The organism is Tistlia consotensis USBA 355 (assembly GCF_900177295.1).
Taxonomy (GTDB): Bacteria; Pseudomonadota; Alphaproteobacteria; order Kiloniellales; family DSM-21159; genus Tistlia; species Tistlia consotensis.
Window position 1 is genome coordinate 33682 of the sequence record NZ_FWZX01000028.1, and the last position, 11669, is coordinate 45350.

Annotated in this window: 11 protein-coding genes and 1 tRNA gene; 7 read left to right on the forward strand and 5 right to left on the reverse strand. The window is 69.5% G+C overall.

What is annotated here, in order from left to right; genetic code table 11:
* Window positions 1-5: 5 nt before the first annotated feature.
* The 3 genes from pdxA to B9O00_RS25070 form a co-directional block, all read right to left on the reverse strand.
* Window positions 6-1046 carry a 4-hydroxythreonine-4-phosphate dehydrogenase PdxA gene (gene pdxA, locus B9O00_RS25060; protein ID WP_085125480.1) on the reverse strand — a complete coding sequence of 347 codons (1041 nt, stop codon included), beginning with the start codon at window positions 1044-1046 and terminating at the stop codon, window positions 6-8.
* A 69-nt stretch (window positions 1047-1115) separates the two neighbouring features.
* Complete coding sequence (locus B9O00_RS25065; protein WP_085125481.1) at window positions 1116-2237, reverse strand: four-carbon acid sugar kinase family protein; 1122 nt, start codon at window positions 2235-2237, stop codon at window positions 1116-1118.
* The gene (locus B9O00_RS25070) at window positions 2234-3064 is read right to left on the reverse strand and encodes a DeoR/GlpR family DNA-binding transcription regulator (RefSeq protein WP_085125482.1); all 831 of its coding nucleotides are present in this window, start codon (window positions 3062-3064) and stop codon (window positions 2234-2236) included. The genes B9O00_RS25065 and B9O00_RS25070 overlap by 4 nt, the downstream gene beginning before the upstream one ends.
* A gap of 238 nt (window positions 3065-3302) precedes the next feature.
* On the opposite strand from B9O00_RS25070, the gene dctP reads away from it, so the two are divergent.
* The 5 genes from dctP (at window position 3303) to B9O00_RS25095 (ending at window position 7295) form a co-directional block, all read left to right on the forward strand.
* Window positions 3303-4313 carry a TRAP transporter substrate-binding protein DctP gene (dctP, locus tag B9O00_RS25075; RefSeq protein WP_159460327.1) on the forward strand — a complete coding sequence of 337 codons (1011 nt, stop codon included), beginning with the start codon at window positions 3303-3305 and terminating at the stop codon, window positions 4311-4313.
* A 67-nt stretch (window positions 4314-4380) separates the two neighbouring features.
* Window positions 4381-4914: a TRAP transporter small permease subunit gene (locus B9O00_RS25080; RefSeq protein WP_085125484.1), complete on the forward strand. Its 534-nt coding sequence runs from the start codon at window positions 4381-4383 to the stop codon at window positions 4912-4914.
* Window positions 4915-4918: 4 nt separating this feature from the next.
* On the forward strand, window positions 4919-6226 hold the full coding sequence (locus B9O00_RS25085; RefSeq protein ID WP_085125485.1) for a TRAP transporter large permease: 1308 nt from the start codon (window positions 4919-4921) through the stop codon (window positions 6224-6226).
* Between the two features lie 17 nt (window positions 6227-6243).
* Window positions 6244-7158 (forward strand): SMP-30/gluconolactonase/LRE family protein, encoded by a 915-nt coding sequence (locus B9O00_RS25090; protein ID WP_085125486.1) that lies wholly within the window; start codon window positions 6244-6246, stop codon window positions 7156-7158.
* Between the two features lie 47 nt (window positions 7159-7205).
* A tRNA-Ser gene (locus B9O00_RS25095) sits at window positions 7206-7295 on the forward strand.
* Window positions 7296-7451: 156 nt separating this feature from the next.
* Here B9O00_RS25095 and B9O00_RS25100 read toward each other — a convergent pair.
* Both B9O00_RS25100 and B9O00_RS25110 read right to left on the reverse strand, forming a co-directional pair.
* Window positions 7452-8006 (reverse strand): GNAT family N-acetyltransferase, encoded by a 555-nt coding sequence (locus tag B9O00_RS25100; protein WP_085125487.1) that lies wholly within the window; start codon window positions 8004-8006, stop codon window positions 7452-7454.
* A 321-nt stretch (window positions 8007-8327) separates the two neighbouring features.
* Window positions 8328-9065, reverse strand: coding sequence for an SDR family oxidoreductase (locus tag B9O00_RS25110; RefSeq protein ID WP_085125488.1), 738 nt, complete (start codon window positions 9063-9065; stop codon window positions 8328-8330).
* Window positions 9066-9132: 67 nt separating this feature from the next.
* On the opposite strand from B9O00_RS25110, the gene B9O00_RS25115 reads away from it, so the two are divergent.
* Both B9O00_RS25115 and B9O00_RS25120 read left to right on the forward strand, forming a co-directional pair.
* Window positions 9133-10056 carry an AraC family transcriptional regulator gene (locus B9O00_RS25115; protein ID WP_200808655.1) on the forward strand — a complete coding sequence of 308 codons (924 nt, stop codon included), beginning with the start codon at window positions 9133-9135 and terminating at the stop codon, window positions 10054-10056.
* 224 nt (window positions 10057-10280) lie between these two features.
* Window positions 10281-11663, forward strand: a complete 1383-nt coding sequence (locus B9O00_RS25120; protein ID WP_085125489.1) for a PfaD family polyunsaturated fatty acid/polyketide biosynthesis protein — start codon at window positions 10281-10283, stop codon at window positions 11661-11663.
* Window positions 11664-11669: the final 6 nt, after the last annotated feature.

An 11669-nucleotide genomic window follows, 5' to 3' on the forward strand; every position in this document is an offset into this window, starting at 1 on the left:
CCGGTTCAGGCAGCCGCCCGCGCCGCCTTTGCCGCGCCGAGCCGGACCGCGAAGTCGATCGCCTCGATCAGGCTCTGCTCGTTGGCCAAGCCCTTGCCGGCGATGTCGAAGGCCGTGCCGTGGTCGACCGAGCTGCGGATGATCGGCAGGCCCAGGGTGACGTTGACCCCGCTCAGCGAGTCCCAGGCGCCGGTCTCCGGATCGACCGAGAAGCCGAGCAGCTTGACCGGGATGTGGCCCTGGTCGTGGTACATCGCGACGACGGCGTCGTATTGGCCGGCGTGCAGCTTGACGAAGACCGTGTCGCCGGGCACCGGGCCCTCGACCTCCAGGCCGCGCTCGCGCCAGCGCGCCACGGCCGGCACGGTCACCCTGCTGTCCTCCTGGCCGAACATGCCGCCCTCGCCGGCGTGCGGGTTGAGCGCGGCGACGGCGATGCGCGGCCGGTCGATGCCGAGGTCGGCCAGGGTGTCCCGGGTCAGCTCGATGACCCGGTCGAGCCGCTCCGGCGTCAGGCGCTTCGGCACCTCGGCCAGGGCGACGTGGGTCGAGACGTGGCTGACCCGCATGTTGCCGTGCGCCAGCATCATCACGGAATCGCGGCTGCCGGTCAGCGCCGCCAGCAGCTCGGTGTGGCCGGCATAGGCGTAGCCGGCCCGGTTCAGCGCCTCCTTGCTGATCGGCGCCGTGACGATCGCCTCGACGCTGCCGTCGAGCGCCGACCCGACCGAGCGCTCGATCGCGGCATAGGCCAGGCGCCCGGCCTCGGCGGAAACCTCGCCGGGCACGACCGGCCCCTCGGCGACGGCCGATTCGAGCAGGGCCAGGGCCGGCATGCCGGCCGTCGCCGCCTCGACTCTCGGCAGCTCCCACGCGACGCCGAGGGCCGAGGCCGCCCGGCGGAAGCAGGATTCCGTGCCGACGACCAGCAGCTTCAGCTCCCCGGCCTCGGCGCGCGGGCGCAGGGCGCGGCAGGCCTTGACGACGATCTCCGGCCCGATGCCCGCGGGGTCGCCCATGGTCACGGCGATTCTCGGTGTCTTCACCTTGCTTCCTTCTCTGTTTCTCGCGCCGCTCGGCGCGGACCTTCTCGTCGCTTGTCGGGCGCTCCGCTGTCAGGCACTCCGGCGCGCCGGCGTGGCCTGGCCGATCAGCTCGGCGAGCAGCGCGGGGCCGCCGAACGCGCCGGATTTCGAGACCAGCGGCAGGCCGTCCCAGCGGCCGCCGACCAGGCGCGAGGCCGGCAGGCCGGCCGCGACCTCGCCGACGACCTCCAGGCGCTCGACCGCCAGCGCCTCGCAGAGCGCGCGCAGGGTCTCGCCGCCGGACACGAACAGGCTCGCCGGCCGCGGGCAGCGCTGCACCAGGCCGCGCAGCCGCCCGGCGATCAGCCCGGCCGCCTCGGCCTCGGCCAGGCCGTCGGGCAGCTCGAAGGTGACCAGCGCCCTGCCCGCCTGCTGCAGGCGCCGCTCCAGGGTGGCGAGCGCCGCCGCGGCATCGCCCTCCGGCAGCGCGACGGTGATCCCGGAGTCGAGGTCGCGCAGGCGGGCGAGCTGATCCAGCATCACCGGGTGCCGCGACCCGACGACCAGCAGCAGCGGCTGCGGCCCGAGCGCCGCCGGCGCGGCCGGCTGCCCGGCCAGGGCCGCCGCCAGCCCGGCGGAACCGCACCACAGCAGGGGACCGTCGAGCGCACGTCCCGCGGCGGCGATCGCGGCCAGGTCGGCGGCGCACTCGGCGTCGCAGACGAAGACGCCCGAGCCCGACAGGCGGTCGGGCCGCGCGGCCGGCCGGGGCGCCAGTCCGGCCTCGCTCAGTGCCGCCGTCAGGTCGCAGGCCGTCGGCTGCCAGGCGCCCGAGGGGGCGCGCCAGAGCTGGCGGCCGTCGCGGGTCACCCGGTGCTGCGCCGGGAAGGCCGGCGCGACGATGCAGCTGCGGAAGCCGCCGAGCTCCAGGCAGAGCGCCAGTTCCTCGGCAAAGGGCCCGCGCAGCAGGCTGTCGATCTTCTTGAAGGCGAGGCCGGCGCCGCGCAGCCGGGTCGCGGCGCTCGCGACCGCCGCCAGCGCGGCCGCCTTCGGCCGGTCGCGCGTCGCCGTGTCGATCGCCAGGTTGCCGGCGGCCGCCGGCTCCGCCTCGGGATCGAGCAGCACCGTGACCGGCGCGCCGGCGCCGGTGAACTGCGCCGCGCTGTCGAGCGCGCCGGTCAGATCGTCGGCGATCAGGCGGAGAGCGGTCACGCCGACGGCTCCGGCCGCGCGAGCTCGATGCCGAGGCCCTGCTCGCGCAGCGCCCGCTGCCGTTCGGTGGGCAGCGCCGAATCGGTGATCAGGCCGTCGACCTCGGACCAGCGGCAGATCGTGCAGAACGAGCGGATGCCGGCCTTGCTGCTGTCGGCCAGCACCAGCGTGCGGGCCGCAGCCGCGATCATCGCGCGCTTGGTCGAGACCGCGTCGATCGTCGTCTCGGTCAGCACCGCCTCGTCGAAGCCGTGGGCGCCGAGCAGCGTCAGGTCGGCATGCAGGTCGCCGAGGAAGCGCTCGCCCGGCTGGCCGAGCAGGGTCGGCGAGCCGGCGCGCAGGCTGCCGCCCGGCACGATCAGCCGGACGCTGCGGCTCGCGGCGAGCAGCTGGGCGATGCCGAGGTCGTTGGTCACGGCGGTGATCGGCAGGCCGCGGGCGACGATGGCCCGCGCCGCCTCCAGCACCGTCGAGCTGCTGTCGAAGATCACGCTCTGGCCGGGCTCGACCAGCGCTGCGGCCCGACGGCCGATCGCCTCCTTCTCGGAGCGGGCGATATGGCCGGCGATCGCGCTGTCGACCTCGAAGCTGGCGCGCCCGCCCGACGACAGCGCGGCACCGCCGTGGGTGCGCTCCAGGTAGCCGCGCGCCTGCAGCTCGTCGAGGTCGCGGCGGATCGTCGAGACCGAGGCGCCGATCGACTTCGAGAGCTCCTGCAGCGAGGCCGCCTGGGACTGCTGCAGGTGCTCAAGGATCATCGCCTGGCGCTGCGCGGGGATGCGCTCGACGCGCGGGCTTCTCGTCCCCTGGGTCATGCGGGCAGCCATTCGCTCTCCATCTCCTCCCCGCTGATCCTTCAAAATCTATCAATACACGTCAACAGGGAAACGACATTGGCGGCTGCGCTCGCCCATGCGCAGCAAAATATCTCAAAATCCTCCAAAGTCTATTGACAACTTTCAAAACTGCACCGAGCCTGGACCCACAGAAGCGGGCGCGGGCCGGCACCGGTCCGACGCCTTCCGGAGCCCGCTCCGGACCAGAAGCAACGGGAGACGTCCAGCGATGAAGACAATCGGAGCATGGCGTGCTGCGCTCGGCCTGGCGGCCGCGGCCGGCATCGCGCTCGCCGCCCAGGCCGGTCACGCGGCCGAGGTCGAGTGGAAGTACTACACCTACTTCGCCGCCAACGATAAGCCGACCCAGCTGCACCGGCAGTTCGCGGAAGCCGTCGAGAAGGCCAGCAACGGCCGCTTCAAGATCGACGTCTTCGCCGCCGGCGAGCTGCCCTACAAGGCCCAGGACGTGCTGAAGGCGGTGGCCTCGCACCAGGTCGACATGGGCGACGTCGCGCTCGGCTTCGTCGCCGGCGACGTGCCGCAGCTCAACGCCTTCGCCATGCCCTTCGTCTGCACCTCGATCGACAAGTTCTACGACAGGGGCGCCGCGGCCGCGAAGCCGTACCTGGACAAGGTGCTGGACGGGAAGTTCCACGTCGTCCCGCTGATGCAATGGGTCATGCCGCCGCAGCAGCTCTGGCTGCGCAAGCAGGTCGCCGGCATCGACCAGCTCAAGGGCCTCAAGGTGCGCGCCTGGAACCGTCAGCAGGTCGAGATGATGCAGCTGCTCGGCGGCACCGGCGTGACCATCACCCCGGCCGAAGTGATCCCGGCGCTCGAGCGCGGCGTCGTCGACGGCGCCTTCACCGCCGCGGTGCCGGCCTACGACTGGAAGTTCTACGACGTCGTCGACTTCGGCTACATGCTGAGCTTCAACCTGGCGCACCAGGTCGCCGCGGTGAACGGCGCCGCCTACCAGGCGCTGCCGGCCGACCTCAGGAAGATCCTCGACGACACCGCCAGGACCTTCCCGGCCGAGTACCGCAAGGCAATGATCGAGGGCGACCGCACGGCGCGCGAGAAGCTCAAGGAGAAGGGCATGACCCTGCGCGACGCGACGCCCGAGGAAGAGGCGCGCCTGCGCAAGATCACCCAGCCGATGTGGAGCGAGTGGGCCGACGCGAACGGCGACACCGCGAAGCAGATGCTCGCGGACGTGGCCGCGGCCTGCAAGTAGCCGGAGCGCCCCTCCGCCGGACTCCGGCGGAGGGGTATCCTGTCGTCGCGTCCACGCCGAGAGAGCCATGCGCTATCTGGACCTGTTCGGCCGGCTGTTCGACCGGCTCGCCCTGCTGCTGGTCGGCCTCGCCGCCGTGCTGCTCGTGGCCATGGCGCTGCTGATCAACGTCGAGGTCCTGGGCCGCTACTTCTTCAACTTCTCGACGCTGATCTCCGACGAGTACAGCGGCTACTTCTTCACCTGGATCACCATGCTCTGCCTGCTCTACGCCCTGCGCAGCGGCCGCATGCTCACCGTCGAGACCCTGGTGCAGCGCCTGACGCCGCGGCTGCGCCGGCTCTTCGAGGTCGCCGGCGCCCTGGTCGGCATCTTCGTCTGCGCCGTCATGGCCGACGCGACCTGGGGCACGCTCTCCCTGAGCTGGCTCTTCGACTCGCGCTCGATCCAGCCCTCCCAGACGCCGCTGTGGATCCCGCAGGCCGTCATGCCCGCCGGCTTCGCGCTGCTCGGCCTCGGCTACCTGGAGAACGGGCTGCGCAACCTCGCCCTGCTGCTCGGCGCGCAGCCGGCCCCGGAACCCGATTCCGGGAAGGCCTGAGACCATGGCCTGGGACACGGCGCTGCTGCTCTACGGGGTGATCCTGGCGGCCTGCCTGGTCGGCGGCGTCGCGATCGGCACGACCATGGGGCTGATCGGCATCATCGGCGTCACCCTGGTCTCCGGCAGCCAGCTCTGGGCCAGCTTCGGCGACATCGTCTGGAACACCACCAACACCTTCACCCTGGTGTCGATCCCCCTGTTCGTGCTGATGGGCGAGATCATCCTGCGCAGCGGCCTGTCGCAGCGCTTCTATTCCGGCGTCTCGCACCTGCTGGCCCCCTTCCCCGGCGGCCTCGCCCACACCAACATCGTCGGCTGCGCGGTCTTCTCGGCGCTCGCCGGCTCGTCGGTCGCGACCGCCATGACGGTCGGCACGGTGGCGTTGCCGGAGATGCGGCGGCGCGGCTACAGCGACCGCCTGACCCTCGGCTCGCTGACCGGCGGCGGCTGCCTCGGCATCCTGATCCCGCCCAGCATCCCGATCATCGTCTACGCCTCGATCGTCCAGGAATCGGTCGTCGACCTGTTCGTCGCCGGCATCCTGCCCGGCCTGGTGCTGGCGGCCTGCTTCATGGCCTACATCGCCCTGCGCACCAGGCTGTCGCCGGAGATGGCCCCGACCGCCGGCCGCCGCGCCACCCCGGCCGAGGTCCTGCGCGGCCTGCTCGACACCGTGCCAGTCGGCGCCCTGATCGCGGCGATCCTCGGCGGCATGTACTGGGGCGTGGTGACGCCGACCGAGGCCGCCGGCTTCGGCTGCCTGCTGGCGACGCTGATCGGCCTCGCCTACCGCGACCTGACCTGGGCGTCCCTGCGCGAGGCCCTGGTCAACGCCGTGCTGACCAGCACCGTCGTGCTGTTCATCACGATCAACGCCCAGGTGCTGAGCTTCGCCATCACGACCTCGGGCATCGGCCGGGGAGTCGCCGGCCTGCTCACGGAATCGGGGCTCGGGCCCTTCGCCTTCTTCTGCCTGCTGTTCCTGCTCTACCTCGTGGTCGGCATGTTCATCGACGGGCTGTCGATCCTGCTGCTGACCGTGCCGGTGCTCTATCCCGGCCTCGTCGCCATGGGCTTCGACGGCGTCTGGACCGGCATCGTGCTGGTCGTCTTCATCGAGCTCGGCGCGCTGACCCCGCCGATGGGCCTCAACCTCTTCGCCATCAAGTCGATCACGCCGGCCACGCCGCTCGGCGAGATCGGCTGGGCCTCCCTGCCCTTCGCCCTGATCATCGCCGGCTTCGGCTTCCTGCTCTACGCCTTCCCCGGGATCGCGCTCTACCTGCCGAGCCTGATGCGCGCCCACTAGCCCAGCTGGAGACGCCCATGTTCGCCCCGCCGCCGGTCGTCCGCACCGAAGTCTTCGCCACCCTGCCCGAGGCGTACCGCAACCCGCCCAAGCGCTCGGAGTGGCTCGAGGGCCAGCCGGGCGGCAACCCGACCCACTCGCTGCTCGAGGGCCCCTCCTTCGACCGCGCCGGCAACCTCTACCTGGTCGACATCCCCTTCGGCCGGGTCTTCCGCCTGTCGCCGGCCGGCGACTGGAGCCTCATCGCCGACTACGACGGCGAGCCGAACGGCCTGAAGATCCACCGGGACGGCCGGATCCTGATCGCCGACTACAAGAACGGCATCGTCGAGCTGGATCCGCAGAGCGGCAGCGTCACCCCGGTGCTGCAGCGCGTCCAGCTGGAGCGCCTCAAGGCGGTCAACGACCTGGTCTTCGCCAGCAACGGCGACCTCTACTTCACCGACCAGGGCCTGACCGGCCTGCACGACCCGACCGGCCGGGTCTTCTGCCTGCGCGCCGACGGCCGGGTCGACTGCCTGCTCGACAACGTGCCGAGCCCGAACGGCATTGCCCTCAGCCCCGACGAGAGCCACCTCTACGTCGCGGTGACCCGCGCCAACGCGGTCTGGCGGGTGCCGCTGATGCCGCACGGCCGGGTCGCCAAGGTGCACAACTTCATCCAGCTCTCCGGCGGCGGCGGCCCGGACGGCCTGGCGGTCGACGCCGAGGGTGGCCTGATCGTCTGCCACATCGGCCTCGGCGTGGTCTGGCGCTTCACGGCGCGCGGCGAGCCCTCGCTGCGCATCGAGTCCTGCGCCGGCCTGCACAACACCAACGTCGCCTTCGGCGGCCCGGAGCGGCGCCACCTCTTCATCACCGAGAGCGAGAGCGGCAGCATCCTGCGCGCCGAGCTCGAGGTCCCGGGCCTCCGGCTCTTCTCCCACGCCTGAAGCGCCCTTCCCCGCCGCCCCGGCCTTTGCTAAGCCGGGAGCCGTCCGGAGGGGTGGCCGAGCGGTTGAAGGCACCGGTCTTGAAAACCGGCAGGGGGTCACCCCCCTCGTGGGTTCGAATCCCACCCCCTCCGCCACTTGCCGCCGATTGCCCTCTATAGTGCGATATTGCCGCCGGCTGCCGCCAATGGCCGCATCGACACCACGTAGCATACGCACTCCGCCGATCACCGCCGCTTATACGCCATAACCCAACGTCTCAGCGCCTGCGTGCCGGTCATGACAAGCGTTTTTCAAATTGCTGGAACACCAGACATCCATTCGCGACGCAGGATGGCGTATTGCATGGTGTTTTCGTAGATCGGATTGCCCGCATCGTCAGTGGTGAACGATATAAACTCAACGAACACGCCTTCCCGGCGCATTCCGAGCTTTTCGCAGAGTCGCTGCGAGGGCTTGTTGTGGTCTTCGACATAGGCATAGAGCCGGCGAAAGCCCTTTGCCCGGAAAAGATGATCAAACAGGGCTCTCGCGGCTTCAAACGCATATCCTTGGCCACCGAACTGCGGGTTGAGGTTCCAGCCGACTGAGGTGGTTCCGTCTTCCTCGACATCTGCACCGCCGCCGAACAGATCGCCGATGACCTGACCGGTCTGTTTCAGGCATATTGCCACACTGCCCTCGTCGAGAGCGCGTTTCCTGACTTCGATCTCCGCGTCAGCCAGGTTTGAGAGCTTGAGCGAGAGGAAGCAGGTGGCGGTGGGCGCGTGCAGATAAGCGAAGAGGTCGGCGGCATCCCCTTCCCGGAAGGGCCTCAGGATCAGGCGCTCGGTCTCAATGATTTGCATTTGCGCTACTCTCCTGAGGGCGGCCAATGATGTGCACGGGAAGGGGTGTGATACCTGGCCAGGGTAAAGAACACCACGACCGCCAGAATCGCGATCACCCCGGCGGCTGTCGTCAACGGCACTGAGTGCGCCTGAGTGAAGGCGACCTTGCCTGCCTCGATCAATGCCTCCCCTTGCCCGCCCGCAATCTGGCCCGCGACGATGTAGGTGTCACCAAGCGCATCGCGAGCCGCCGGTTATGCGCTGAAGCTCGATTGACTGCGGCCCGGAACGATGAGCCAAGGTGCATGCACAGGCGTCGCGCCAACAAGCTCCCCACTGTCAATCCTGTGCGGTCGGGCGCACCACGATGCTGCCGATTTCGACGTCGTCGGGTTGTTCGATTGCGAAGGCTATCGCCCGTGCGATCGCGTCCGGTGAAATAGCCAGTTCTTTCTTGCGCTTTTGCATCGCCGCTTTGATGGCCGGATCGGCAATGGCGGCCTCGACGAAACTTGTGTCTACGAAACCCGGCGATACTTCCGTTACGCGCAGGTTTGGGCCTGATTCCTGCCGCAACGCTTCGGTGACGGTTCGCAGCGCGTTCTTTGTGGCTGCGTAGACGCCCATTGTCGGCACGATCTTGATACCGGCCGTCGAGATGACGTTGATGACGTGCCCGTTGCCCTGACGGCTGAATACAGGCAGCGCGGCGGCGATGCCATAAAGCGCGCCCTTCAGGTTTGCATCGATCATGGCGTCCCAGTCATCGACCTTCAGAGCGTCGAACCTTGAAATCGGCCCGATGCCGGCATTGTTGACGATGACGTCGAGCCGGCCGAAACGCTCGCAGGCAAGGCCCGCAAGAGCAACAAGGTCCGATCGTCTCGTGACATCGGTCACTCGGTAGACCGCTTGGCCGCCGGCGGCCTTGATCCCCCCCGCCACCGCGGCGATCTCGGCTTCGTTTCGCGCCCCGAGCACTATTTGCGCTCCGCGCGCGGCCAGATGGAGTGCGGTTGCCCGGCCGATGCCGCGTCCGGCCCCGGTGATGACAACAATCTTGTTCTCTACAGTCACGATAAGGCTCCGTCTTCCGCGCGAGAAGTCAGACCTACGCACTCCATTCCGGATGATCTATGCTTGAATGACCATGTCTTTATCGCGATCCGCCGAAATTGCCTGCGATCCATACTCCGAGGTTCTTGCAGCGCTCGGTGCGCGCAGCGTTCGCGCGACAGGGCTCGAAGCGGCGGGAGACTGGGCGCTCGCCTTCGATGGACGGGCGCGGTTGAAATTCGTCGCCATCACCCGGGGCCAATGCTGGCTTCTGCTCCCTGGCCGTCCGCCAATAGCCCTCGCGGAAGGCGACGTCGTCCTTGTCAGCAACACGCGCTACACAGTGGCCAGCAATCCGGCGGTCGAGCCGATCGACGGTATGCCGCTCTACGCTTCGCCAGGACACAACTTGGTGCGCCTCGGCACGGGAGATGAGACCGCGATGATAGGCGGTGGCAGCGGCTTTGCGGATGGCGGCGCCTCGTTCGTTCTGGATGCGCTTCCCACATTCCTGCTCGTCGACCGGACCTCACCCACCGCACAGGCTGTCGAAAGGACACTGAAATCTCTAAGAGCCGAGATCGATCACGCGGAACTAGGCGGTTCGCTCGTCGCCGAGCGCTTGGCGGAAGTTCTCGTCGTCGCGGCGGTCCGCGCTTTCGTGGCCGTCAATCCGTCAACAAGTGTGGGCTGGATCACCGCGCTGGCAGATCCGCAGATCGGCAAGGCGCTCAGACTGCTGCACAGTGATGTCGCGCGCCGTTGGACGGCGCCGATGCTGGCATCGGAGGTCGGCATGTCACGCTCGGCCTTCACGCAACGCTTCGCGGCGCGCGTTGGCCGCCCACCGCTTGACTATCTGATCAACTGGCGGATGGTTCTGGCGCGGAGAAAGCTTGACGCGGGCCAGACCGTTGCAGCGGTTGCCGCCGCGGTCGGCTACAGCTCGCAAAGCGCCTTTTCTCATGCTTTCAAGCGAACATTCGGCCATACGCCACGGTTTGGCGGCTGACACCCCTTCCACCCAGCTTCGCTATTCGCTTGTCGCTCCAATTGGGAGGGGTATGGCGTAAACGTAGTTCTCAGTTTCATCGGCTGCGGCCCGCCAGTATGGCACCGCGGGTCGGTCGCCGGCCTGGTTGCCGCAAGCGCGGCGTCCGGCGCGGCCGAAAGGCTTGTCCCCGTCGGGACGATCGGGTTGAACTGCGGGCCGGAACCACTCGAGGGCCGCGCTCCGTGATCACCGTCGACAGCCTCGGCTCCAGCGCGTTCAAGCGCGAGCACGGCCTGCGCTACGCCTACGTGCAGGGCTCGATGGTGCGCGGCATCGCCTCGGCGCGCATGGTCGTGGCCATGGGCCGGGCCGGGTTCCTGGGTTTCCTCGGCACCGGCGCGCGCAGCGTCGAGGCCGTCGAGAGCGCGATCCTCGAGATCAAGGCGGGCCTGGCCGAGGGGCAGCCCTGGGGCGTCAACCTGCTCGCCAACGCCGCGACGCCGCAGGCCGAGATGGCGGCGGTCGACCTGCTGCTGCGCCACGACGTGCCGCGGATCGAGGCCTCGGCCTACCTGCAGGTCACGGCGCCGCTGGTGAAGTACCGCGCCAAGGGCCTGCGGCGCGGCCCCGGCGGCCGCATCCTCTTCGACCGGCTGGTCATGGCCAAGCTGTCGCGGCCCGAGGTCGCCGCCCAGTTCCTCGCCCCGGCGCCGGAGAGGCTGGTCGCGGCGCTGCTGGCCGACGGCGCGATCACCGCCGAGGAGGCCGAGCTGGTGCGCGCGGTGCCGATGGCCGACGACCTCTGCGTCGAGGCGGACTCCGGCGGCCACACCGACAGGGGCTCGCTGCCCAGCCTGCTGCCGCCGATGCTGCAGCTGCGCGACGAGCTGGCGGCGCGCCACGGCCATCCCAAGCCGGTGCGCATCGGCGCCGCCGGCGGCATCGGCACGCCGGCCGCGGCCGCGGCGGCCTTCGTGCTCGGCGCCGACTTCGTCCTGACCGGCTCGATCAACCAGTGCACCGTCGAGGCCGACACCAGCGAGGCCGTCAAGGACCTGCTGCAGCAGATCGACGTCCAGGACACCGGCCACTGCCCGTCCGGCAGCCTCTTCGAGCTCGGCGCCGAGATCCAGGTCGTCAAGAAGGGCCTGTTCTTCCCGGCCCGCGCCAGCAAGCTCTACGACCTCTGGCGCCTGCACGGCTCGCTCGACGAGATCGACGCCCGCACCCGCAGGCAGATCCAGGAGAAGTACTTCAGGCGCAGCTTCGAGGCGGTCTGGGACGAGACCCGGAGCTTCTACGCCGAGGTCGCTCCGGAAGAGATCGCCAGGGCCGAGGCCAACCCGAAGCACAAGATGGCGCTGATCTTCCGCTGGTACTTCGTGCACAGCATGCGGCTCGCCGAGCAGGGCGACACCGAGCAGAAGGTCGACTACCAGATCCACTGCGGCCCGGCCCTCGGCGCCTTCAACCACTGGGTCAAGGGCAGCGGGCTGGAGGACTGGCGCAAGCGCCACGTCGCCGAGATCGCGCTCAGGCTGATGGAGGCCACGGCGGCGCTGCTCGAGGAGCGCTTCGCCGCCCTCTCCGCCCCGGCCCCCGCCGCCGCGGCGTCGGACGCCTGAGCGGGC